This window comes from Glaciimonas sp. GNP009 (genome assembly GCF_054343755.1).
Genome location: NZ_JBTGUV010000004.1, coordinates 3434167 through 3457642, shown reverse-complemented (window position 1 = coordinate 3457642; position 23476 = coordinate 3434167). Strand labels below are relative to the sequence as shown.

The window sequence follows — 23476 nt, the reverse complement described above, 5'->3', positions numbered from 1 at the left end:
GCTGCAGGGAGCTTGCATCCAGTATCTTGCCCAAAAAAATAAAAATTGGTAAATTTAACCTGATCGTTTAACTAAATTGTTAAGGGAAGGAAGGGGAAAATGTGGAACAATTCTTTAAATCTGGCGGTGTTCAACTGGCTAGGACAATACACAACCGCTTCAGCAGCCTTCAACCAAATCCTTCACTACATGGCTGGTTCGGACCTGGTGAAAGGCTTTCCTTTTATGGGAGTGATTTGGTTTTTTTGGTTAAGAGAAAATGACTCAAAATTAAATACTCGCAGAATTATTATTGCAACGCTTATAGGCTGCATCATCGCTGCTGGCATTGCTCGAGGCGTCAACAATCTCGGCCAATTTCAACCGCGTCCGATCGCAAACCTGCTACTCACTCATTACGATTATGTTGGGTTGCCACCGCCGGAAAGTCAGGATTTGTATATTTGGAACTCTTTCCCTAGCGATCATGCGGCGCTATTTTTTGGCTTCGCCACAGGCATATTTTTGATTTCAAGAATATTTGGAATCTACACTTACATTTATGTTCTGCTTTTTATAGCCCTACCCCGGATTTATCTGGGTTTGCACTACACGACCGACATTATTGCTGGCGCAATTCTGGGAACGGGTCTTGTATTATTGTGCAACCGAGCGCGCTTCATTCGTCTTTACGACAATCAATTTAACGCATTGTCGCGGCGCTATCCGGCAGCCATTCAAGCAATTATTTTTGTAAGTTGCACCGAAATTTGTTTGCTGTTTTATGACGTACGGCTGCTTTTTCATGGACTATCGAAGTACCTCCATTGAATTGCAAGCGCCGTGCATCACGGCGCTGATTCGACATGTCCACAAAAGTAAGCAACATTGCTTGCGTTTTGTCATTGACGAGGTTAAGTCGCCGCCAGCGAACCAAATGCGTAGATTCACCCTTGCTAGTCTCTTGAATAAAAAATTTTCAGGCTCTCATTGCGTAAGTCTTGAGAGAAACAAAGATTGATCGCTTAAGACAAAAAAATTGGAAAAAAAACCCCGAACAAACCATTCGAGGTTTTTAGTTCCCTCTGCCACTTCTATGCTTTAAGGAAATACTGGAATATGCGATTCGACACCACCAAATTTTGCTTCCGGATGCCTTTTTTGGATTAAATCCTCGATAGCGTGTACTTTTTTGAACGGAACATCCACTAGCAACAATACCTTACCGCTAGCGATATCACTCTGAAAATTTTCTAACCGCGAATTGGGTAACGCCGCTGCCGCCATTCCTGACATCCAACCGCCGAGTATGATACCGGCAATTGTTGAGACGACTATCGCGAGCATGTTGAGATGAACCCAGTCTGGAGGAAAATAGACCAGCCATATCCCGCCTAAAAACCCCATCACGCCGCCCATAATCATGCCGCTTTGCGCACCATGTGTCAGATCCGTTTTATGCCAGATATTTGCGTCGGGCATGTCATCCGGCAGGGTTCCCTCGGCTGCCCAGAAATGCATGTGCCGAATTTCGATACGCGCTAACAGCAGTTCATCCAACATGCCACGCGCACTCAACACGTCAGGCAACATGAAATAGAGTCTTTGTCGGGCTAACATAACAATCTCCTTCACCTATAAGTGATATTTACAGCATAGGCAATCAAAGACGAATAGACAAAGTTTATATGTTGTCGAACATTAATATCAATGATTCGTAACGGGGCAAGTCACACAATGCCCATTATAAATAACGGCGACGCGATAACTGGCATCAATCTTTTTTAGCGGCATCACGGATAAGCATCGCCATAGAAACTGCTTGCGCCCCGCCGCTGGTATTCAGCGCCTCAATGACAGTTGCACGATTTTGTGTGGACTGATTCTGGCTTACTTTCCACTTGCCAATTAAACGCGTAATAGTAATTTCAATGCCAACAACGGCTGAAATCATCTTTTCAGTGTAATCATAAGGCGCATCTTCAACCGCCCACGGCGTAGGCAAATTGGCCTCGTTATTAGCGGTAAGTGCCGTAAGATGACTGCGCAGCCACACGGCATCATCAATTACACGCAATGTGCCATAAGCATGGGTAACCGCATAATTCCAGGTTGGGACAACTTTACCGTGCTCTTTTTTGGTCGCGTACCACGTTGGCGAAATATACGCATTCGGGCCACTGAAAACTGCCAGTATTTCACATTCTTTTTGATATATCTGCCAAAGCGGATTCGCCCGTGCCACATGTCCATACAATGTACCGAAAGGACCCGGCTGCGCCGATAGCAACAATGGAATATGGTTTGCCTCAATCCCATCTGCGGTCATCGTAATCAGCGTGGATAAAGGATGAGCGCGAATGAGATCGTGCATCACTTCCACGCTAGGTTCTGCAAAATGTTTGGGGAGATACATAAAGAATCACTTAAAAGGATTGGTATCGTTATTGTGCCTGAATCGTTCAATTCAGCCCAAATTTCTCAGATGAAAGCTATTTCCGATATTCTATAGGGCTGTCGTTAAGTCGATGGTCTTTCTGACTTCGATTTTCAGCATATACAAACCTCCCAATAACACTCTAAAGGACCCATCATGGCTGATCTTTCACCTTACCCGATAACGCAAAAATGGCCAGCCAGGCATCCTAATCGAATTCAACTCTATTCTCTGCCAACGCCAAACGGCGTCAAGGCCTCGATCATGCTGGAAGAGACTGGTCTGGCTTACGAGCCACACCTCGTCAATTTCGAGACCAATGATCAACTGTCACCTGAGTTTTTATCGCTCAATCCGAATAACAAAATTCCAGCGATACTTGATCCCAACGGTCCAGATGGCAAACCACTCGCGCTATTTGAATCTGGCGCCATTCTGATCTATCTCGCGGAAAAGAGTGGGCAGTTTATGCCGCAGGATACTGCTGGACGCTATGAAACCATTCAATGGTTAATGTTCCAGATTGGTGGAATTGGGCCGATGTTTGGGCAACTCGGCTTCTTTAATAAATTCGCTGGCAAAGAGTATGAAGACAAGCGTCCACGTGACCGCTATGTTGCAGAATCCAAACGTCTGCTGGATGTATTAAATCGGCGACTCGCCGACCGCACCTGGATTATGGGTGAGTCTTATACCATCGCTGACATCGCGATCTTTCCGTGGATACGCAATTTGATTGGTTTTTATGAGGCCGCTGATCTGGTCGGCATCACTGACTTCCCCCACGTGACACGCGCGCTTAATACTTTCGTTACGCGTCCGGCGGTTATTAAAGGTCTTGCGATCCCCAAGCGAACGTGATTTTAAAAAATCTGGTTCAGCTCAATATCCGCACAACCTAAGTACCCGTATGACTTACCATAGTGTCTCAGCAACCAGCTTGTCCACTGTACCGGCTAAGACAGGTCGCCGGTACACAGAGGAACATTAAACGCAAAATACCGATCAGATGGCTGGATATCGAACTGGCTGCATGGGACTTAAGCAGCCTGTCTGCTTACTCGTAAGCGTTCGCCAATTTATCAGGCAAAGGAACGTTCAGCCATTTTTTAACAATGGCATTCAATTCACCTGATTTTTTAGACTTGGTCAAAACGTCGTTAACCTTGGCCATAAGAGCTGGTTCGTCCTTATTCATACCGACCAAGCACTTGGATTCCTGAATAATATATTTCATGACCGGTTTGTGCTTGGGATCTTTTTCGCCGATTGTGATAGCTACAAAGTCACCGGTACCGATCAACCGCACTTGTCCCGAGATATAGGCCGAAATCAGCGTATTGTTGTCTTCGTAGCGCTTCATCACAGTGCTTTTTGGAACGCTGTCCGATAACAATGTATCCTCAAAAGTACCGCGTGCAACGCCCACAGTCTGATTGGCTAATTCGGCCGCATTCGTCACTTTAATGTCCGCTGCACCATAAAGGCTATTGTTGAATGGTGCGTAGGGTTGCGAAAAACTGATGACCTTCTCGCGCTCTGCATTTTTACCCAGAGAAGAAACAACTAAATCCGCTTTACGCGTTTGCAAATAAGCCATGCGATTAGCACTGCCCACCGGAATAAGCTCGGCCTTCACACCGAGACCTTTAGCTAGTAGTTTTGCGACATCAATATCTAATCCTTGCAACTGCATATCCGAGGTAACCGAGCCATAAGGCGGAAAATCCTGCGGTACAGCGATACGGAGAACACCTGACTTCTGAATATCTGCCAGCGCATCCGCATGCGCGCTTTGAGCGGCCAGCGCCATGACATAAACAGATGACAGCAACAATATTTTTTTGAATTTCATTGTGGATCCCGGTGAATGATGTGAAGGAAAAGAATGTAATACAGATGTCATTGTGTGAACTATTTTAAGCACTATCCTGACCAACTACCTTTAGCAATATCTATGCCTAATCTATGCCTATTCACGCCATCTGGTTTAATTTCCTGGTAGCAATACAACCATATCGCTTAGTTCCCGGCAACTATAACCGCTGACTATTATAGATAGGTCAACCTTCAGTACTATCAAATACAAAATTTAAAGCCATTCCTCGGCCGCCCTCCAAAAATGCGACAATTAGGCCTTGTATTCAATCACACAAAATAAACGGAGCCAACATGATTCTTGAACTCGCAGACATCCGCATTCAACCTGGCAAACAAGCCGAATTTGACATAGCGATTCAACGTGGCGTAGCAGAAGCCATCAGCAAAGCCAAGGGCTTTTCAGGCTTTAAAATACACAAAGGGATAGAGTCACCAGAACGTTATGTATTGATGATTTATTGGGAGACATTAGAAAACCACACAGTGGATTTTCGGGAGTCTGCCGCATTTGCCGAATGGCGGGGGATTGTGGGACCGTTATTTGCCGTACCGCCAACAGTCGAGCATTTCTCGCTGTTGGCAAAGTCAAACTAACGACGTAACGGTAGCGTCACGCGCATTACGATATTACAGGTTCGCAGCGATGATCAACGTTGGGCGTGCCCTAATGTGACAATAGGTGCGCGCTACACGCAATGCGTGTCGCAATCATGGGTGGAGGAACCAACTGATGCATTCGCCATTGCGGCGCGTCAAATCAGCTTTTCAACATGGACAACTATTTACTGACGCACTACTTTCAGGAAAGACTTCCCGGATACGTCTTAAAATGACGAAGAGTTAGTAACCCTTCATCCATGCTGCTGACTGTACTGTCTCGCGATCCAATTGACGAATGCGATATTCCAAATCGTACAAATCGGCTGCTTCTGACAAATACGCTTCTTTACGTGCGGCTTCCGACAGTTCGTACGCGTTACCGATGCGCTTGAAGAAAGATGCAATGCTGCCGAAAAAACTGCTTGATTGTGCTGCGCGGGTGGTGCTAATGGTCATCGTAGACATGATATTTTCCTATTTCAATAATTACCGCAAACGGCTTACAATTGTTGCGGCGCACCATCACAATAGCGTTTACAGGGAAAAGTACCAATTTCGAATCCCGATAGCAGTTATCAGCTTTGTGAATTCCAAGGGCTAACACCTCGAATTTCGGCTTTTTAGTAGAACGCTTCAATTGTTGTAAAAAGAGGCTAGTTGTTATAAAAGAACTGTGCAGCATGCAACATTTACTAACCATTCCCGCTCAATCTTTCCCTACAAAATCCAATATTGATGTCCAATCACACCTTTCTCTGGCACGACTACGAAACTTTTGGCGCGCAGCCGCGACGAGACCGCCCGGCCCAGTTTGCGGCAATTCGCACTGATGCCGAGTTGAATGAAATCGGCGATCCGATCATGCTTTATTGCAAACCCGCCCCAGATTTTCTGCCCGATCCGCAGTCGTGCCTGATTACGCATATCACGCCGCAGCAATGTCTGGAACGTGGCGTCCCTGAGTTCCAGTTTGCAGCTGAGATTGAACGCGCCTTTTCACAAGAAGGCACGATTGGTGTGGGTTACAACACGATTCGCTTCGATGATGAAATTACGCGGTTCATGTTTTGGCGCAATCTGATTGATCCTTATGCACGTGAGTGGCAAAATAATTGCGGGCGATGGGACATTCTGGACGTCGTGCGTACCGCGTATGCGCTGCGCCCGGAAGGCATACAGTGGCCCATCAATGACGAAGGCCGGCCGAGTTTTCGTCTGGAGCATTTAACCGCCGCCAACGGGCTAAGTCACGAGGCCGCACATGATGCGCTTTCAGACGTGCGCGCCACCATCGCTTTGGCCCGATTAATTCGTCAACATCAGCCTAAGTTATTCGACTTTTGTCTGGGATTACATAAAAAAGATCGGGTTGCAGCGGAGCTAGGTTTGACGACAAAAAAACCGTTCTTGCATATTTCTGGCATGTTCCCGGCAGAGCAAGGTTGTATTGCCGTGATGTGGCCGCTTGGCGTGCATCCGACGAATAAAAACGAGATATTGGCATGGAATCTGGCCTTTGATCCAAGCGAGTTATTCGATCTTGATCCGGAAATCGTTCGCACGCGTCTGTTTAGTAAAACTGCCGATTTGCCGGAGGGAATGACACGCTTACCATTAAAGTCGATCCATATCAACAAGTCGCCGATGGTCATCAGCAACCTAAAGACTTTATCACCGGAAATGACCGCCAAATGGGGCATAGATCGTGACTTGGTGCTCACACACGCTGATATAGCAGTAAGAGCACCGGATCTAACGACATTGTGGAGGCAAGTATTCCAGCGCCCGGCCGACGCTCCTGTCGATGTAGATGAAGATTTGTATGGCGGTTTTATCGGCAACAACGATCGCCGCACGCTAAACGACTTGCGTGCGATGTCTCCACAAAAGCTGAGTGCCACAGTGCCCCATTTTGACGATCAGCGACTGGAAGAACTGGTGTTCCGCTATCGTGCCCGCAACTTTCCACAAACCTTGTCGGAACAGGAAAGTCAGCGATGGCAGGATCACCGCGCCGCACGCCTGTTTGACGGCAAAAGCGGCGCACGCAACATCGATGACTTTTTTGCGTCTATCGATGCCCTGTCAGAAACCGCCGACGAGCGCGGCGAGGAGATTTTGGGTGAGCTTTACGATTATGTGGAGATGATTGCGCCGGAGCGGGACTGAGGATTTACTGCCGATCAAGCTAAAATTAAATTCTAATTAAGTAAAGTACACATCTGTTTAGTTTTGGTCATCGTTAACCCACGATGACCACATCATATTTGATTTAAAACCTCAAAGATAATTGGCGATTGGGTTGCTCATTTAATCGCTAATCGCTACCCACAGCAAATAGCTCAACGCTGTCGCTTCTCCAAATACTCCACCTGAAACATACACATTCTGATCGCATCGCGGTATTCGCCATTGACGAAAAATTCGCTCCGCAATTCGCTCTCTAACGTAAAATCACATTTGTCGTAGATGTGGATAGCCTTAAGGTTTTCTTTGTCGACGTATAGATAAAGTTTGTATAAATTGAGTACGCAAAACGCGTACTCAATCGCCAACCGACAAGCGAGTTCTGCATACCCCTTTCCCTGCGCTGCGGGAGCGACGATAATCTGAAACTCTGCGCGTCGGTGAATATAATTGATTTCAACCAGCTCCACTAAACCGACCATCTCTCCCGCATCGCTCTCTAAGATAAACCGCCGTTCACCCTGATCATGAACGTGTTGGTCGTAAAGTTGAACCAGTTCGACATAGGCTTCATAAGGCTCCTCGAACCAGTACCGCATGATGTGACTGTTATTATCGAGTTGATGGACGAAATGTAGATCATTCCGTTCGAGAGGACGCAATCTAACGCCCGGTTTGGTCAATGTGGTCATGATGAGTTTCTATTCAATAATACTGTGGGTATTTCTACTGCTTGAACTTAATACTCTAATTTGTTGCACTAATGTGTTGGTTTAATTTGATTTTGCAGGGACATCACTTTTGAATATATCCTCCTCGTCACAATCCTTTAATATTAATCGCCTATTCAATCCAACTCTATTGATTAGGACTTATGTAAATCCTACTGGTGATATTGCTGAAGCTGGTTCAGTTGCTGTCTTTTTTGGAGTGCTTCCAACCGGTTCAAATCCTGCGGAAAATCATCTACCTGAACACTGATGTCGCCGCAATGTGCAAAATCACTCAACACAACATTTTCCTCCTCAGTGATAAATCCACCAGCCATGGCCTCCGCAATCCAGTGCTGCATTTCAATCAAACTTTGCGGAATCGGTGCTAGATTACCGTCCTTAATCGCTGGCTTCAGACGCGCCTCAATCGCATTGACTGCAGGAATTAACTTGAATGCCAGTTCACCATAAGCAGTCGGAGCTTGCGCATGATCAGGTAAAAATATATCGGCAATCAGGCGATCACGACTAGCACCATCGGTTTGCATTGCCCGCGCCAGCGTGCTATCAAGCGCATCAGATGGTTTTTGGTACGATAATCCAAAGGGAAAAGCCACAAGCCGCAAGATAAACGCCAAAGGTCGGTTCGGATAATTCGCCAACACGCCGATATAAGCCTCTTGCGCTTGATACAAAGCATCTTGCGCAGCCCAATGCACGTAGGGCAAATCATCTTGTTGGCGACCGTCATCTTCATAGCGCTTGAGTACGCTGGAGATCAAATACAGTTGCGATAATACGTCGCCCAGTCTTGCCGAAATCCGCTCACGGAATTTGAGGGAACCGCCAAGCGCAAACATCGATGCATCGCTAAGTAAAGCAAACGCAGCCGACAGTCGATTCACCGCACGATAAAAATGTCGCAGTTCCACCGGCGCTGCCTTTGGTGCAGCCAGCCACGTTCCGGCAGAAAGTCCGCCCAACAAGGTTCTGGCGAAATTAGCAAAAATAAAACTGATATGTCCGAAAAAAGCCTGATCGAAATCTTGCAAAGCTTTGCCATCGTCCTGATCCGTGGCAGCGGCCATTTCCTTCAGCACATAAGGATGGCAACGGATTGCACCCTGACCGAAAATAATCAGACATCGCGTCAGAATATTTGCGCCCTCAACAGTGATCGCAATCGGTATTTGTTGATAGGTCCGCGCCAGAAAATTATTCGGCCCCATGCAGATTCCCTTGCCACCGAGAATGTCCATACCTGCATTAACAATCACACGACCTCGTTCGGTCACGTGATATTTGGAAATCGCCGAAATCACCGATGGCTTCTCGCCGCTATCCACGGCCAGCGCCGACAACCTGCGCGTGGCGTCAATCAGATATAGATTGCCACCCATGCGCGCCAGCATTTCGTGAATGCCCTCAAACTTGCCTATTGGAATTTTGAATTGATTGCGCATCGCCGCATAGGCGCTGGTTCCACGCACCGCCATCTTTGAAAATCCTACCGTCGAAGAAGGGAGCGAAATGGCCCGACCAGCGGCCAGACATTCCATCAACATGTGCCAACCTTTGCCAATCTGTGCGCTTCCGCCGATGACCCAATCCAGTGGGATAAAGACATCCTTGCCGGAAGTCGGTCCATTTTGAAATACAGCATCTAAAGGCCAGTGACGACGTCCCCTCACGACGCCCGGATGGTTGGTCGGAATTAATGCGCAGGTTATCCCCAGATCGCCTTCTCCGTGCACCTCAAAGGTGCCATCGGAAGATAGCAATCCGTCAGGATCATGCACCCGAAATGCCAGGCCCAGCACCGTCGCTACCGGGCCTAACGTGATATATCGTTTGTCCCAAGTGACGCGAAATCCCAAAGTTTGCTGACCTTGATGTAATCCTTGGCAAACCACCCCGATATCGGGAATTGCCGCAGCATCGGAACCGGCGTAAGGACTCGTTAAGGCAAAACAGGGGATTTCGTCCCCCGCCGCCAAGCGCGGCAGATAATGGTCTTTTTGAGCATCAGTGCCATATTCCAGCAATAACTCAGCAGGACCGAGCGAATTAGGTACCATCACCGAAATCGCCGCCGCCGAGCAATGCGAGGATAACTTCATGATCACTTGCGAATGCATATACGCCGAGAAAGCCTTGCCGCCGTATTGCTTCGGAATGATCATTCCAAGAAACCCCTTGTCCTTGATAAATTGCCAGGCATGAGGCGGCAGATCTTGCCACACTTCGGTGGTTTCCCAATCTGTAATCAACCCACACAACTGCTCCACTTCATTGTCGAGAAATGCCTGCTCTTCTTCGCTTAAGGCAGGCGGTGCCAACGTCAGCAATTTCTTCCAATCCGGCTTACCGGAAAACAATTCGGCATCCCACCACGTCGTTCCCGCTTCAATGGCATCCCGTTCGGTTTGCGACATGCGCGGGAGAATTCTTTTAAAAATCTTCAGAATCGGGACGGTTAACAAGCGCATCCGTAGCGGCTTAATAGCGACGATCAAAGCAGGTGCCACTAATAACAACGACAGCAGAATAGTCGCGACGAGGCCAATCCGCGCTAACTCAAAGCCTGCAGCGATCCAGAGTGCTATCGCCACCAGCCATATCAAGGCATTGACCCGCAAGGTCATCAGGCCGATACCAATAATGATCAGCGCTGCGATCCAATAAAACATGCTTTCTCCTCTATGAATGTTGCAGGAATTTGCCTTGTCGATCTAACGCCCATGCGATCAATATTCGTCCCTATGACAAAATTTAAATGACACGCAGATACAGCACTAAACTTCAAACTGACGACAAATAGCTAACTTGTATTGAATAAACCGCAATTTCAACTGCAATCAATTGATTTTCTACGATATCTGTTGGTCACTTGCCACTAGGCAAAAGTTCAACTATTTCACAGTATGTTTCAGTGCTGAGGTACGGAGGCCTTCTCAAAATGCGTGTAATTGCACCGTCAATTGAGTGTATGAAAAGATAATTAACCTATCAATTTATTATTTGCAAAGGTTGCGTGCCGCTGATTTAAAAAGGCCAATGACGACTCAGTGCACCCTCGTAAGATTCGTTTCACCATCGTTATGAGAACTTTTACACCAATGCCATTAATCATGATGATGTTCATCGATGGCGTGGCCTTAGAGAAACTAAGTCTTTTCCCTATTAATGGTCCAAAAAGAGGAAAACCTTTGGTGCGCGGTTTTCGTCCGGATTATTATTCCGATGTAGTTTTCCACAATATCTACATCACCAGACGGTACGACCAAACTGATTCTAGATCACCCTATCAACGCACGAGTTTTATGACAAAACGTTTGTGCTTTACAGTACGCTTTCTGCCCCCATGCGAAGCACAAAGATGCGAGGTGAAAGACAAGTAATGTAAATCCTGAACACTATTATTTTTTTATCAGGAGAAATAAGACACCTATGCCTATTACAAGCGTATCTTCACCTTGTTATATCGGACAAGCACTGTCAGTTAATGCGGCAACGCAAAGTTGTTATCCTGCTAGCGCAGGTTCAACCGGTGCGTATGCGTCCGGCCTCAGCAGGAACGATCCCACGTCTTATTCACTTCAAACGATTAATGGGCCACCACCGTGTCCTATTAATGTCAAAGAACGAGAGTGGGACGCACTTCTGGAGGAATTACCCGCCAATCTGACTTTACCGATATGGTGCGCTGCGGTATCCAGCGGTTTCTCAAAAACACCAATGGGACAAAACACCGGATGGATGTGGCACGACATTTTGATCGAAAAGAGTGATCTATCTAATTTATCTGAAGATGACCATGCGAGGCTATGCCAGATGTTGGAGGCGCTTTGGGGTGAAAGTATCAACAGTATCGGTTTTCCAACGTTTCAGGAGCAGGCGGTTGAAACGACCGAATATATATTACAGGAGGCTGCAGATAACCATGCGTTATTAAGACGGCTACCCAGAAACAATCCACTCACAATTCTTATTGCCAAACGATTCGACGCTGACGACGGACACCGCTGGGCCGCTCAGCAGCGCACAACCATGCTTGTCAATCAACTTGTCGAAGCACTTCCCTTTCTTTCAGTTCCGGCAAAATATTACGAGAGTTCTACACTTCAAGGTAATCCAATCTCTATCCTGGAAACGACTGGTATATATAAAAAAATTGAACACTTCCTATGGAATTTTGATCAAAAAACGCGTGAAAATCACCCTGAATATTGGTCTACCCGCATAACTGAACCTGTATTTGAACAGATAAAGGAGCATTGGTTTGAGCACATGAAAACCGTCAATCAACGCAATCCTGATGCAGACGCGGCGGAAATGATCAAAAGCTGGGATGAAATTAGCGCAAGTTTAACGATACAACCTTGTCCTACTGTCGATGATATGTTGTCTGGTTTTTGCGTATGTTCGGAACATGCGGACTACGGATAATATTAAAAAATAGCGTAGTGGCCATGTCACTTTAAATTTCTTGACGGTTTGAACACCTTGCCTGATCAGTATTCCGCTAAAATCATCCAGACAGTCAAAAGGGAGATCGCGCCATGAAATGGGATGGAAACCGGGAAAGTGATAATGTCGAAGACCGTCGCGGCGCAGGTGGCGGTGGTGGCTTTGGCGGTGGTCGGTCGATTGGACTAGGGACCATTGTGATCGCGCTGGTAGCGTCTTATTTCTTCGGCGTCAGTCCAATGACAGTCATCAATCTGCTCAGCGGTGGCGGCGCACCCCTCCAGTCCCAGCAGCAAGGTGCTCCGCTTGCGCCTCCTGCAAATGACCAAACTACACGATTTGTATCAACCGTTCTGGCTGACACCGAAGATGTATGGACTGAAATTTTTCGCGCCGGAGGCAAAACTTACATCGCTCCTAAACTGGTATTATTTTCTGGCGCGACCGCAACATCCTGCGGGACTGGCCAAACCGCATCGGGCCCCTTCTACTGTCCTGGCGATCAAAAAGTGTACATTGATTTGACGTTTTTCCAGACGATGAAACAACGCTTTAACGTGTCAGGCGATTTTGCCCAAGCGTACGTCATCGCGCATGAAGTCGGCCATCACGTCCAGAATCTTCTGGGGATTATGGAAAAAGTTGACAAAGCCCGGCGATCAGCAACAGAAAAGCAAGCCAACGCCCTGTCCGTCAAAGTCGAACTGCAGGCCGACTGCCTCGCGGGCGTATGGGCTTTTCATGCCAATAAAGAGCGAAACATTTTGGAGCAAGGCGACGTAGAGGCCGCATTGAACGCAGCCAATGCCATTGGTGATGACGCGCTACAACAGAAAGCCCAAGGGCAAATAGTCCCCGACTCTTTCACCCATGGCACTTCAGCGCAGCGGGTACGCTGGTTCAAACAAGGTATTGCAAATGGTCAAGTTGCAGCATGCAATACTTTTGATGCCCAAATGCTGTAACCTGCCAAAACTTTCTCATGGTCGTCATTGCAAAATGATGACCATCTCCCCTTACAAACTATCTGATTTTTATTGTGGAGTATTCATGACCATCGCTTACTGGTGCGTACTTGTTGCTGGACTAATGGCCCCTTTCACTGTTGCCATTGCCAAATGGGGTCGCCGTGATTTTGACAATAGCGAACCACGTGCGTGGCTTGACAAGCAATCGGGATTACGACGTCGGGCAGATTTTGCCCATCGCAATCACTTTGAGGCATTTCCTTTTTTTGCCGCTGGTGTCATCATCGCGCATCAGGTACATGCAGCACAAAACACCTTAAACACACTGGCACTAGTCTTCATCGCAGCGCGTCTGGTCTATACCGCGTGCTATTTAATGGATAAATCATCACAACGCTCGCTTGCATGGATTGTCGGTTATGCAGCGGTGATCGCCCTGTTCGTTCTCTCCGCGATCTCGCCAGTTGTTCATTGAATACCATAAAAAGTGCCACTTAACCTCCCCACTGACAGAAGTGACTTACCATTGAAGTAACGCTACGAATGCGAGTAAATCTGCCCGTAGCGTCTTTTTATCATTATTGGAATCCTGAATGCAACAGCTTACATTTAATATCGATGGCGAATACGTCGAGCTTAACCAACTATTAAAATTAACCGGCGTGTGTGACAGCGGTGGCGCTGGCAAAGCGATCGTCGCTAGTGGTGACGTAGCGGTGGATGGCAAGGTTGAGCTACGTAAGACATGTAAAATCCGCGCTGGTCAAATCGTCACGTTAGGGGATATAAAAATTCGCGTACTAGCTGCGGATCAAGCGGCTGAATAAACGATTGCCCCGCTCCGTCCTAAAACGGGGCAATCGATATTGCGGCAGCGGTCTTTTGAGCTGCCCATTTTTTATAAATCGTTCGTCTGATTGTTAATTTTCACCGCCCTAACGGAACGCCCGCAATAAACGTAAGCCGTTAAACACCACCAGCAAACTTGCTCCCATATCGGCAAATACGGCCATCCATAACGTCGCTTCCCCCGTCAGGGCGAGCACCAAAAATACGGCTTTGATGCCGAGCGCCAGAGTGATGTTTTGCATCAGCACGTTATGCGTTTTTTTGCTGAGACGAATGAAGTCGGGAATCTTGCGCAGGTCATCATCCATGAGTGCCACATCCGCCGTTTCAAGTGCGGTATCGGTACCGGCGGCACCCATCGCAAAGCCAATGTTTGCTTTTGCCAAAGCAGGCGCATCGTTAATGCCATCGCCAACCATTCCAACCATGCCATAACGCTTAATCAAATCGCTGATAGCGTTTAATTTATCGTCCGGCAACAAATTGCCGCGTGCGTCTGCAATGCCAACCTTCTCGCCGATAGCTTGTGCGGTGTGCGGATTATCCCCGGTCAATATGACCGCCGCTATTCCTATCGCTTTCAACTGTGTAATCGCCTCCACACTCGTATCGCGGACCGTATCGGCGACCGCCAGGACCAATAATGGTGTGGTGGCCGAACACAAGACGATGGTCGTTTTCCCCTGCATCTCCAAGGCTTCTAACTGCGCCTCTAGTATCAGGCTACAAATACCCATATCGTGGACCATGCGGTGATTGCCCAAATAGAAAAGCTGCCCTTCTACACGACCCTTTACACCAAGACCGGTCAATGCCTCAAACTCGCTAACATCGATCAAATCGGTGACATCATTGGTCAACTGCCAATGCGCTGCCACGGCGGTTGAAACCGGATGATCTGAGCGATGGGAAAGGCTAGCGGCCAAACGCTGGTATGCAATCAGGTTCGCTGTCGGGTCTTGAGGCTGGGCTAATTGGGTATCGGTCACCACAGGTTTACCCACAGTCAAAGTGCCGGTTTTATCCAGCGCCAAGGCTTTGATCTTGCGTCCCATTTCCAAATACACGCCACCTTTTATGAGCAAACCATGCTTGGCCGCCGCAGCTAGTCCACTCACCACCGTCACCGGTGTCGAGATCACCAATGCGCAAGGACAGGCAATCACGAGCAATACCAAAGCCTTATAAATCCATGGATAAAATGCGGTCCCCAACACTAGCGGCGGTAACACCGCCACCAGCAATGCCATCAACACCACGGCGGGAATGTAATACTGCGCAAACTGATCCACGAAGCGCTGCGTTGGCGCGCGCTGGCCTTGTGCCTGTTGCACATTTTTGATGATGCGCGATAAGGTCGAATTGGCTTGTAGCGCCGTGACTTTATAGTCAAATGCGCCACGCTCGTTGATTGTGCCCGCAAATACCTGATCACCGGATTGTTTGACCACCGGCATACTCTCACCGGTTATCGGAGCCTGATTAATCGTGGTCTGACCAGCCATGACGATACCGTCAAGCGGTACGCGTTCGCCTGGCCTGACGCGGACCAATGCTGCCATGACGACCTGAGCGGTAGGAATTTCCTGCCAGCTGCCAGCTGCATCTTGTACCGTCGCCTTATCCGGGGCCATTGCCATCAACCCCTTGATCGCATTACGGGCGCGATCCAACGACAGCGCTTCGATCATTTCAGCCAAGGCGAACAAGAAAATCACCACCGCCGCTTCTGGCCATTGGCCGATGACCGCGGCACCAATGACGGCCAGCGACATGAGGAAGTTCATATTCAGCGAAAAATTCCGGAGCGCAATCCAGCCCTTTTTTAACGTATCCAGGCCACCAGTAAAAATTGCCAACAGCGCCAATCCAATGACGAACCAGGAAGTTTCATTGCCACTAGTCCACGCTACGACTTCCGAACCGACGGCTGCGATCCCCGACACGCCGATCAATAGCCATTTACTACGCGCAATTTTAAAAGCGCCGTCGCCGAGTTCAGCGCTCAATCCGGTTATTCCCGTCAGCGTGTCGGACTTCAGGGCCGGGTCAAGATCAAGGGCCTTCAAAGAACTGATAATGCTCGCTACTGAATCCAGGTGATGCTGCACCGTTAGTTCGCGCTGGATCAGATTGAACTGCATCCCGACGATACCGGCCATGTTTTTAAACCGGTCACGAATTAATTTTTCTTCCGTCGGGCAATCCATCTTTTGAATTAAAAACACCGCTTCCGCGCTTCCAACTGCCGCTCCGGCACTCAAAAATGGTGCATTGACAGATTGACCATTAGTGGATGTGGCAACCGGACCATGGTCGTGATGGGCGTGGGCACACTCGTGGGCGAGCTCGGCATGATCCTGCACATGTTCTTGCGAATGTGCGCGCTCGGGGTCATGCTGGTGCGCGTGCTTATGGTCGTGTTGACAACTTCCCATGCATCTCTCCTCAATTCAATATTTGATCGTCTTGCGTATTTAAAACCCTGAAGCTACTATAGAGTCAAGCGTTAGCTTTGAAAATCGCAAAAAATGTTATTTAAGCAAATTATCGTTGCCGAACGTAACCTAAGAGAGGTAAGGAAAATATGACTACCACCACACTCAAAATCGGTGAGCTATCTACGCACGCGGGGTGTCCCATTGAAACTATTCGGTATTATGAAAAAGAAGGATTACTGCCGCTAGCGGCTCGGTCGCTTGGCAACTACCGTTTGTATGGACCTAGCCACGTAGAGCGTCTGCAATTTATCCGCCATTGCCGATCATTGGATATGACACTTGAGGAAGTTCGCAGTTTGTTGCAGTTCAGGGATTTGCCGGAAGAAAATTGCGAGAAAATTAACAGCCTTTTAGATCACCACATCGACCACGTTGCTAACCGTATTGCGGAGCTTAAGGCGCTGCAATTGCAGTTAAAACAGTTGCGCAAACAATGTCATAGCGTGCAGGCAGCTAAGGATTGTGGAATTTTGCAAGGGTTGGCGAATATGGAGGATGAGCGAGTCGTTAATTTGGGCAGCCACGGTGGCGGCTGTCATTAAGACGTGGGATATTGAGAGTCCCTTCGGATTTGTAGGCGAACGATGCGATCTTGGTGACTAATACTTATGGGCAATGAGAAATCAGGAATGAGGGCATAAATAAGATGGTGTAAATAATTATCTCGATCACGCCCGCCTTCCAGTGAAGGCAATATAAATGCATGCCAATAGACATCTATATTGTTCCACCCTGATTAAACTACGACAACCGACACTAGCGCTCGTTTTAATTTCCCGCCACAGTCATGCTCTCAATTAAAATCGAGCCGGTCAAACTACTTCCCCGCGTCAATGTGTCGGCACCAATCGCCACAATCTGCGCCAACATATCCTTCATATTTCCGGCAATCGTGATTTCCTCAACCGGATACTGAATCACGCCGTTCTCAACCCAATAACCTGATGCGCCGCGGGAGTAATCACCAGTGACATAATTCACTCCCGACCCCATCAACTCCGTCACCAATAAGCCAGTATGCAACTTCTTCAACATTGCCTTAAAGTTATCACTCGCTACCGTCAGTGAGGAAGTAAGCGCCAAATTATGTGATCCACCCGCATTGCCCGTAGTCGTCATGCCTAGCTTGCGCGCTGAATACGTCGACAGAAAATAGCCTTGTACCACGCCGTCTTTCACCACGTCGCGGCGGTGCGTTTTAACACCCTCATCATCAAATGGCGCAGAACTGACGGCACCAATAATATGCGGATCTTCGACGATCTGAATGTGTGATGCAAAGACCGATTTGCCGAGGGTATCAAGCAAGAAAGTCGACTTGCGATACAACGCACCACCGGATACGGCTTGCACGAAAGCACCCAACAAACCCGACGCCAGCGGCGCTTCAAACAGCACTGGACACTTACGTGTATCAAGCTGACGCGCGTTCAAACGCGCCAATGCACGCTCTGCCGCGTAACGTCCAATTGCTTCCGGTTTGGCTAACTTCTTAGGATCACGCACCGATGAATACCAACTATCACGCTGCATTTTTCCACCTTTTCCAGCGATCGGTGAGACCGACAAAGTATGCCGCGAGAATGGGTAACCGCCCATAAAACCGCGTGAGTTGGCACTGACAAAATGCGATTGTTGTGCATAGACGCCGGCGCCTTCGCTATTGGTAATCCGCTTGTCAACGGCAAACGCCGCTGCCTCGCAACGCTTCGCCAACTCCACCGCTTCTTCGGTCGTTATCGACCAAGGCGTGCACAATTTCAGGTCACGCGGTTGCGTTTCCAACATCTCTGCATCGGGCAAACCGGCGCAATCGTCCTCTGCAGTAAAACGCGCAATATTGTATGCCGCATCGACAGTATCTTTTAACGACTGCGCCGAAAAGTCCGACGTGCTGGCGTTGCCGCGTCGCGTGTGCCGTTCCTCACCCAGATACACGGTCACGCCTATGCCTTTGTCTTTATTCTGCTCGATAGTCTCAATACCGCCCTTGCGTACACCAACCGAAAGCCCGCTGCCTTCACTGATATCGACGGCAGCATTGGAAGCGCCTTTTTCCCTTGCATAGCGCAAAACATCTTGTGCAAGTTGTTTTAATTGGTCTTGAGAATGGAGAAATACGGATTCGCTCATATGCTGGTTTTCTTTAGTGTTAGTTGGGGGACAGAAGTCATTCGTAAGGATGCAAAAACTTTCGCCGCGATCACTGCACAGTTTAACCCACTCCTTCCTATAACTAATCGATGACCTGCAAAGCACATGTTTAACAGTCCCCGTCCGCGCTATCGCGAGCGATTTGTCAGGCGACAGGGATGTGCCGCTTCCAGCCAGCAAGGGTTAGGAAAGAAGTCTCCAATCCTGATCCGAGGCAATCATTTTCCGCAGGGAAACTAGCAAGATATCAACCTTTTGCTAATAACAGAAGTCAAATAATTAATTTTACTCCACCAATATTTCCACGCTAGTATCGGCCGATCGCCACCATTCGTGAAAATGTGAGGAATTAATGAGACGTAGTGCCGTTACTGGATTTATTTTAGCCGTTCTGACGATGACATTATCACTTACAACGGCGGCAGAAGATTTCCCATCAAGAATGATTACCATTGTCGTACCTTTTCCAGCCGGAAGTGCCACGGACAGCATTGCACGTCGATTGGCTGGAGATTTAGGTAAAGATTTCAAAGTTCCCGTCGTCGTAGAAAACAAGCCTGGCGCCGATGGTAATCTTGCAGCGCTATTTACTCTTCGCGCAAAACCGGACGGTTATACAATTTTTGTAACCACAAACTCTACACAAGCCGCCAATGTAAGTCTTTATAAATCAATGCCATTCGACCCCAAGGCTGATTTTACGGCGGTCGCGGGACTTGTAACCATTCCTATGCTGCTCACGGTAAGGGCTGACTTCCCAGCCAAAAATATCGCTGAATTCATTGCTTTGGCAAGGAAGAGCACGCCCCCTCTGACATTTGGTAGCGGCAATCAGACGGGTCGGGGGGCTGGCGAATTGTTGAAAGCAAGACAAGGAATCGACATGCTGAACGTGCCTTATACCGGCGCGCCTCAGGCCTTGACCGACTTGATCGGCGGGCGCATTGACTGCTTCATCGCCGACCCGGTTAGCGCGACAGGTTTAGCGCAAAAGGGCTTAATACGTGTATTGGCGGTCACCAGCTCGAAGCGAATCGCGACAATGCCGGACGTCCCGACCTTAGCCGAGAGTGGTCTGCCCGGCTTCGAATTAATCGCCTGGGTTGGAGCCTTCGTTAATGCAAAAACTCCGCGTTCGGTTGTCACCAGACTTAATGCATCCATGAACACCGTTCTCACTGATCCTCCGACAGTTGGTTTTCTGGCGACAATTGGCGCAACGCCATTCACGACTACCCCCGAGCAACTTGCTAGCTTTGCGGAAGCAGATACAAAGCGATGGGCCCAGATAGTGGAAGTAGCGCACATTGAAAAAAAATAGGCATCGTCACAGTCTTGCGGTAACCACGCGCCTCATTTCTCGGCAGAAAGGCAATCTTCATGACTAACGTAGGCGGACCGCTCGCGGGAATACGTATTATTGATATGACTTCGGTATTAATGGGGCCATTCGCAACCCAAATCCTCGCCGATTACGGTGCGGACGTCATCAAAATTGAGAGCGAAGATGGTGATCTGTTCCGCCTGGCTGGCGCGATGCGAAACCCCAAGATGGGCGCGCTATTTCTCCAAACCAATCGTAACAAAAGAAGTGTGGTTCTTGACGCGAAGACCGAAGAGGGACGTTCTGCGCTTTTAGCGCTGTGTGAAGACGCGGATGTTTTTGTCAGCAATATTCGTCCATCCGCGTTAAAACGCTTGGGAATGGGGTACGAAGATGTCAAGGCCCGCAATCCCGCTATTATTTACGCTTCGTTAGTCGGTTATGGACAGCAAGGTCCATACAAGGACCGTCCGGCATATGACGATCTGATCCAGGGAATATCGGCGATACCATCCTTAATTAGCCGCACGCAGGATAGCAAACCACAATATGTCCCAATAACGATGGCTGACAAGGTGGCCGGACTTTCAGCGGCCCACGCGATATTGGCGGCACTGGTGTACAAAGAACGCACTGGCTTAGGACAAAGTATAGAAGTGCCCATGTTCGAGATCATGACGCAATTTGTATTGACCGATCATATAGGCGGACATTGTTTTGAGCCTACCACCGGACCGGCTGGCTACAACAGGCTTTTAGCGCCCGACCGCAGACCATATGAAACCAAGGATGGGTTCATATCACTGCTCGTTTATACGGATGAACACTGGAGGAAGTTTTTCCAGATACTCGGTAGGCCTGAAGAGTACGCAAGCTCACCCATATTTAACGATCACGCGACCCGCACGCGCAGCTATGACGAGGTGTATCGCTATCTGGCAGCTGTTGTCAAAACCAAGACGACCGATGAATGGCAGACCGCGCTGGAAAAGTACGATATTCCATGGGCGCCCATGCATAGCATTGAGGGCCTGATTAATGATCCTCACCTCAAATCGGTAGACCTGATCAAGACCATGGAACATCCAACAGAAGGCAAGATCAGGATGATTGCGCCTCCGATCACGTTCAGTCTGACGCCTTGTTCCGTTTATCGTCTTCCACCGCAATTGGGAGAGCACACGGATGAGGTGTTCAAAGAATTTGGTATCACGCCGAAGGAAAAAACAGAGACATTTTCGGATGTTGAACGCAGTTAGACCAGATTCCATCCGTTGCGCGTAGATCTGTTGACGATGGATGCGACTGCGTCGACGACACATCGCGATAGTACAAACATATTGGAGGACATGACATGGCAAACGATGTACCCAGCAATGATGTAACTGGCAGTAATGTAACCAGCAATCGCATCGATCCGTTTACGCCCAGTGAAAGTGAACCCGGATTCGACCCAAATGACTTCGGTCATATTGCTCCCGATTGTCAAGGTCTGAACTTCTACGAAATCGATCAAAGTCTCCAGGCCTCCGTACGCGTCCATGCGGGTCCGAAAGCATCTCAGCACTTCGCGCCCTGGTTTACGCGCTTGGGCGAGGCGGTTGGCGGCGATCTGGACCGACTGGCAAGAATTGTGGACCGTAATCCGCCGGTGTTGGAGCAGCGGGATCGATACGGCCGTGATCGCGACAGCATTACCTATCATCCCGCCTATCGCCAAATGGAGAAGATAGGCTTTGAAGATTTTCAGCTTCATTCCATGTCGCATCAATCCAATTTCTTTGGTTGGGAAGGCACAGTGCCGTCCGTCGTCAAGTACGCGGCCCGCTATCTTTTTGCGCAATCCGAGATAGGGATGATGTGTCCGTTAAATATGTCCGATGCGACCATTCATGTGTTGAAGACGTTCGCGAGCGAAGAACTCAAGCAGCACTTGCTTCCCAAGCTGCTTGCGCCCAAGCTCTCTGAGTTGTGGAAAGCGACGCAATGGATGACCGAGAAAGCGGGTGGGTCGGATGTTGGCGCACTAGAAACGGTTGCACGTTTTGAGAATGGCGTTTGGCGTCTTTACGGCGAGAAGTGGTTTGCCTCTCACACTGACGCGGAACTGGCCCTTGTACTGGCGCGGCCAGAAGGCGCACCAGCAGGCATAAAAGGGGTCGCCATGTTTGCTGTGCCCCGGTTTCTGACCAACGGTGCGCGCAATAAGTACCGCATTATCCGAATGAAGGAAAAGATGGGAACCAGATCATTGGCGACCTGCGAAGTGATGTTTGAAGGTGCTGAGGCCTACGTGGTCGGTAAACTCGATCAGGGAATCAAGCAGATGATGGACGAGGTCAACATGTCGCGTTTGTCACATGGCGTGCGGGCTGCCGGACAGATGCGTCGCTGCTTCAATGAAGCGATTCATGTTGCCCGCAACCGCAGCGCCTTTGGCAAGACTTTGATCGATCTGCCTCTTATGCGGCGCCAGATCGTAAAGATCCTGGTGCCAGCGGAACAGGCTCTCTCCTTATCCATGTTCACGGCAGCGCAGTTCGACCTCGCACGCTCCGGCTCTAAAGAAGCCCAGGATATTGTGCGGATTTTGACACCCCTTTTAAAAATCCGAGCATGCCGGGACACGATTATTGCTGCACGCGCCTCGCTTGAATCGCGTGCAGGAAACGGTATTGTCGAAGAGTGGGTCAACTCAAAGCTGGTCCGCGACGCGCACATCAGCCTGGTGTGGGAAGGTACAAGTAACATCAATGCCATTGATGTCGTGAGACGAGCGATAGGACAGGTGGGTGCCCATAAAGCGCTGAAGGCGCTGCTCCTGGAGCGGGTCCAGCAGGTGCAGGAATTGCCAGACAGCTTCAGATCGCGTCTTCTCAGCGCGCTAAACAAGAGCTTCGACTTTGCCGTCAGAGTGGCATCTTCACCGGCCAATGAACATTTGGCCCGCCAGGCCTCTAGCGGTCTATACAACGCGGCAAGTGCGGCGATCCTGGCATGGGAGAGTGCGCAAGAAAATGGTGATCCGCGCAAGTTGCTGGTTAGTCGCTTTGTCCTCGAACACCGGTTGGAGCCGATCGATCCCTTGTCACCTCCAGATGGCGAATGGGAACGTGCAGCATACGCGATCCTTTTGCAGAACGAATGCACGGTATCGCTCCCCGATATCGTCGCTCTGGTATAAGACGAACGCCTTGAGAAAGAGTCGACGACGAACAAACAAGTCGCCAACACCAAGGAAGTTCTGGTCTAGTTGCGGCCCGTCACCTGCCTGGCGAAGCCTTCGGGCATCGCCCAATAGAGCCAAGTGATTACCTGATCGGAAACACTCAAATCTCCTAGAAGTTGAGTCTGCAAAAATGCGTGTTTTATTGCAGTTTTTCAGACTCATACCATAGCAAAACTGAAGTAAG

20 protein-coding genes are annotated in these 23476 nt (G+C 48.9%); 12 read left to right on the top strand and 8 right to left on the bottom strand.

Going from position 1 to position 23476, the window contains the following annotated elements; genetic code table 11:
• Nucleotides 1-99: 99 nt before the first annotated feature.
• Nucleotides 100-810, top strand: a complete 711-nt coding sequence (locus ACXX82_RS16055; protein WP_323506117.1) for a phosphatase PAP2 family protein — start codon at nt 100-102, stop codon at nt 808-810.
• A 270-nt stretch (nt 811-1080) separates the two neighbouring features.
• On the opposite strand, the gene ACXX82_RS16050 is transcribed toward ACXX82_RS16055, so the two are convergent.
• Together ACXX82_RS16050 and ACXX82_RS16045 are read right to left on the bottom strand one after the other, a co-directional pair.
• The gene (locus ACXX82_RS16050) at nt 1081-1599 is read right to left on the bottom strand and encodes a DUF1269 domain-containing protein (RefSeq protein WP_458563247.1); all 519 of its coding nucleotides are present in this window, start codon (nt 1597-1599) and stop codon (nt 1081-1083) included.
• A gap of 154 nt (nt 1600-1753) precedes the next feature.
• Nucleotides 1754-2395, bottom strand: a complete 642-nt coding sequence (locus ACXX82_RS16045) for an FMN-binding negative transcriptional regulator (RefSeq protein WP_458563246.1) — start codon at nt 2393-2395, stop codon at nt 1754-1756.
• Nucleotides 2396-2572: 177 nt separating this feature from the next.
• Between ACXX82_RS16045 and ACXX82_RS16040 the strand changes: the two genes are divergently transcribed.
• Nucleotides 2573-3277 (top strand): glutathione S-transferase N-terminal domain-containing protein, encoded by a 705-nt coding sequence (locus ACXX82_RS16040; RefSeq protein ID WP_322236504.1) that lies wholly within the window; start codon nt 2573-2575, stop codon nt 3275-3277.
• Nucleotides 3278-3473: 196 nt separating this feature from the next.
• Here the strand turns inward: ACXX82_RS16040 and ACXX82_RS16035 are convergent, their stop codons facing one another.
• Complete coding sequence (locus ACXX82_RS16035; RefSeq protein ID WP_322236501.1) at nt 3474-4271, bottom strand: transporter substrate-binding domain-containing protein; 798 nt, start codon at nt 4269-4271, stop codon at nt 3474-3476.
• A 317-nt stretch (nt 4272-4588) separates the two neighbouring features.
• Here ACXX82_RS16035 and ACXX82_RS16030 point away from each other — a divergent pair, with 317 nt between their 5' ends.
• Complete coding sequence (locus tag ACXX82_RS16030) at nt 4589-4891, top strand: antibiotic biosynthesis monooxygenase family protein (RefSeq protein ID WP_322236500.1); 303 nt, start codon at nt 4589-4591, stop codon at nt 4889-4891.
• 246 nt (nt 4892-5137) lie between these two features.
• Here ACXX82_RS16030 and ACXX82_RS16025 read toward each other — a convergent pair whose 3' ends face one another.
• Nucleotides 5138-5362 (bottom strand): DUF3563 family protein, encoded by a 225-nt coding sequence (locus tag ACXX82_RS16025; RefSeq protein WP_322236498.1) that lies wholly within the window; start codon nt 5360-5362, stop codon nt 5138-5140.
• Nucleotides 5363-5632: 270 nt separating this feature from the next.
• Here ACXX82_RS16025 and sbcB point away from each other — a divergent pair, with 270 nt between their 5' ends.
• Nucleotides 5633-7066: an exodeoxyribonuclease I gene (gene sbcB / locus ACXX82_RS16020; RefSeq protein ID WP_458563245.1), complete on the top strand. Its 1434-nt coding sequence runs from the start codon at nt 5633-5635 to the stop codon at nt 7064-7066.
• 173 nt (nt 7067-7239) lie between these two features.
• Here the strand turns inward: sbcB and speG are convergent, their stop codons facing one another.
• Nucleotides 7240-7776, bottom strand: coding sequence for a spermidine N1-acetyltransferase (gene speG / locus ACXX82_RS16015; protein ID WP_322236495.1), 537 nt, complete (start codon nt 7774-7776; stop codon nt 7240-7242).
• Nucleotides 7777-7967: 191 nt separating this feature from the next.
• Nucleotides 7968-10487, bottom strand: coding sequence for an acyl-CoA dehydrogenase (locus ACXX82_RS16010; RefSeq protein WP_458563244.1), 2520 nt, complete (start codon nt 10485-10487; stop codon nt 7968-7970).
• Nucleotides 10488-11535: 1048 nt separating this feature from the next.
• Between ACXX82_RS16010 and ACXX82_RS16005 the strand changes: the two genes are divergently transcribed.
• The 4 genes from ACXX82_RS16005 to ACXX82_RS15990 all read left to right on the top strand — a co-directional run bounded on the left by ACXX82_RS16005 (nt 11536) and on the right by ACXX82_RS15990 (nt 14062).
• A complete protein-coding gene (locus tag ACXX82_RS16005) occupies nt 11536-12246 on the top strand; it encodes a hypothetical protein (protein WP_322236491.1) in 711 nt (236 codons plus the stop codon).
• Nucleotides 12247-12359: 113 nt separating this feature from the next.
• Nucleotides 12360-13232 carry a KPN_02809 family neutral zinc metallopeptidase gene (gene ypfJ, locus ACXX82_RS16000; RefSeq protein ID WP_322236488.1) on the top strand — a complete coding sequence of 291 codons (873 nt, stop codon included), beginning with the start codon at nt 12360-12362 and terminating at the stop codon, nt 13230-13232.
• Nucleotides 13233-13317: 85 nt separating this feature from the next.
• Entirely contained in the window at nt 13318-13710 is a 393-nt protein-coding gene (locus ACXX82_RS15995; RefSeq protein WP_322236487.1) for an MAPEG family protein, read from the top strand.
• A gap of 118 nt (nt 13711-13828) precedes the next feature.
• Nucleotides 13829-14062 carry an RNA-binding S4 domain-containing protein gene (locus ACXX82_RS15990; RefSeq protein ID WP_322236485.1) on the top strand — a complete coding sequence of 78 codons (234 nt, stop codon included), beginning with the start codon at nt 13829-13831 and terminating at the stop codon, nt 14060-14062.
• A gap of 108 nt (nt 14063-14170) precedes the next feature.
• Here the strand turns inward: ACXX82_RS15990 and ACXX82_RS15985 are convergent, their stop codons facing one another.
• Complete coding sequence (locus tag ACXX82_RS15985; RefSeq protein WP_458563243.1) at nt 14171-16522, bottom strand: heavy metal translocating P-type ATPase; 2352 nt, start codon at nt 16520-16522, stop codon at nt 14171-14173.
• Nucleotides 16523-16671: 149 nt separating this feature from the next.
• On the opposite strand from ACXX82_RS15985, the gene cadR reads away from it, so the two are divergent.
• The gene (gene cadR, locus ACXX82_RS15980) at nt 16672-17127 is read left to right on the top strand and encodes a Cd(II)/Pb(II)-responsive transcriptional regulator (protein WP_322236482.1); all 456 of its coding nucleotides are present in this window, start codon (nt 16672-16674) and stop codon (nt 17125-17127) included.
• A gap of 226 nt (nt 17128-17353) precedes the next feature.
• Here the strand turns inward: cadR and pmbA are convergent, their stop codons facing one another.
• Complete coding sequence (pmbA, locus tag ACXX82_RS15975) at nt 17354-18718, bottom strand: metalloprotease PmbA (protein ID WP_322236480.1); 1365 nt, start codon at nt 18716-18718, stop codon at nt 17354-17356.
• Between the two features lie 373 nt (nt 18719-19091).
• Here pmbA and ACXX82_RS15970 point away from each other — a divergent pair, with 373 nt between their 5' ends.
• The 3 genes from ACXX82_RS15970 (at nt 19092) to ACXX82_RS15960 (ending at nt 23247) form a co-directional block, all read left to right on the top strand.
• Entirely contained in the window at nt 19092-20060 is a 969-nt protein-coding gene (locus ACXX82_RS15970; RefSeq protein WP_323506110.1) for a Bug family tripartite tricarboxylate transporter substrate binding protein, read from the top strand.
• 59 nt (nt 20061-20119) lie between these two features.
• Nucleotides 20120-21322, top strand: coding sequence for a CaiB/BaiF CoA transferase family protein (locus tag ACXX82_RS15965; RefSeq protein WP_322236476.1), 1203 nt, complete (start codon nt 20120-20122; stop codon nt 21320-21322).
• Between the two features lie 95 nt (nt 21323-21417).
• Nucleotides 21418-23247, top strand: coding sequence for an acyl-CoA dehydrogenase family protein (locus ACXX82_RS15960; RefSeq protein WP_458563242.1), 1830 nt, complete (start codon nt 21418-21420; stop codon nt 23245-23247).
• The last annotated feature ends 229 nt before the right edge of the window (nt 23248-23476 follow it).

What these genes read in the sequence shown, in the direction of transcription:
- ACXX82_RS16055 (WP_323506117.1), top strand. Translation starts at nt 100, where the DNA reads ATGTGGAACAATTCTTTAAATCTGGCGGTGTTCAACTGGCTAGGACAA.
- ACXX82_RS16050 (WP_458563247.1), bottom strand. Translation starts at nt 1,599, where the DNA reads ATGTTAGCCCGACAAAGACTCTATTTCATGTTGCCTGACGTGTTGAGT.
- ACXX82_RS16045 (WP_458563246.1), bottom strand. Translation starts at nt 2,395, where the DNA reads ATGTATCTCCCCAAACATTTTGCAGAACCTAGCGTGGAAGTGATGCAC.
- ACXX82_RS16040 (WP_322236504.1), top strand. Translation starts at nt 2,573, where the DNA reads ATGGCTGATCTTTCACCTTACCCGATAACGCAAAAATGGCCAGCCAGG.
- ACXX82_RS16035 (WP_322236501.1), bottom strand. Translation starts at nt 4,271, where the DNA reads ATGAAATTCAAAAAAATATTGTTGCTGTCATCTGTTTATGTCATGGCG.
- ACXX82_RS16030 (WP_322236500.1), top strand. Translation starts at nt 4,589, where the DNA reads ATGATTCTTGAACTCGCAGACATCCGCATTCAACCTGGCAAACAAGCC.
- ACXX82_RS16025 (WP_322236498.1), bottom strand. Translation starts at nt 5,362, where the DNA reads ATGTCTACGATGACCATTAGCACCACCCGCGCAGCACAATCAAGCAGT.
- sbcB (WP_458563245.1), top strand. Translation starts at nt 5,633, where the DNA reads ATGTCCAATCACACCTTTCTCTGGCACGACTACGAAACTTTTGGCGCG.
- speG (WP_322236495.1), bottom strand. Translation starts at nt 7,776, where the DNA reads ATGACCACATTGACCAAACCGGGCGTTAGATTGCGTCCTCTCGAACGG.
- ACXX82_RS16010 (WP_458563244.1), bottom strand. Translation starts at nt 10,487, where the DNA reads ATGTTTTATTGGATCGCAGCGCTGATCATTATTGGTATCGGCCTGATG.
- ACXX82_RS16005 (WP_322236491.1), top strand. Translation starts at nt 11,536, where the DNA reads ATGGGACAAAACACCGGATGGATGTGGCACGACATTTTGATCGAAAAG.
- ypfJ (WP_322236488.1), top strand. Translation starts at nt 12,360, where the DNA reads ATGAAATGGGATGGAAACCGGGAAAGTGATAATGTCGAAGACCGTCGC.
- ACXX82_RS15995 (WP_322236487.1), top strand. Translation starts at nt 13,318, where the DNA reads ATGACCATCGCTTACTGGTGCGTACTTGTTGCTGGACTAATGGCCCCT.
- ACXX82_RS15990 (WP_322236485.1), top strand. Translation starts at nt 13,829, where the DNA reads ATGCAACAGCTTACATTTAATATCGATGGCGAATACGTCGAGCTTAAC.
- ACXX82_RS15985 (WP_458563243.1), bottom strand. Translation starts at nt 16,522, where the DNA reads ATGGGAAGTTGTCAACACGACCATAAGCACGCGCACCAGCATGACCCC.
- cadR (WP_322236482.1), top strand. Translation starts at nt 16,672, where the DNA reads ATGACTACCACCACACTCAAAATCGGTGAGCTATCTACGCACGCGGGG.
- pmbA (WP_322236480.1), bottom strand. Translation starts at nt 18,718, where the DNA reads ATGAGCGAATCCGTATTTCTCCATTCTCAAGACCAATTAAAACAACTT.
- ACXX82_RS15970 (WP_323506110.1), top strand. Translation starts at nt 19,092, where the DNA reads ATGAGACGTAGTGCCGTTACTGGATTTATTTTAGCCGTTCTGACGATG.
- ACXX82_RS15965 (WP_322236476.1), top strand. Translation starts at nt 20,120, where the DNA reads ATGACTAACGTAGGCGGACCGCTCGCGGGAATACGTATTATTGATATG.
- ACXX82_RS15960 (WP_458563242.1), top strand. Translation starts at nt 21,418, where the DNA reads ATGGCAAACGATGTACCCAGCAATGATGTAACTGGCAGTAATGTAACC.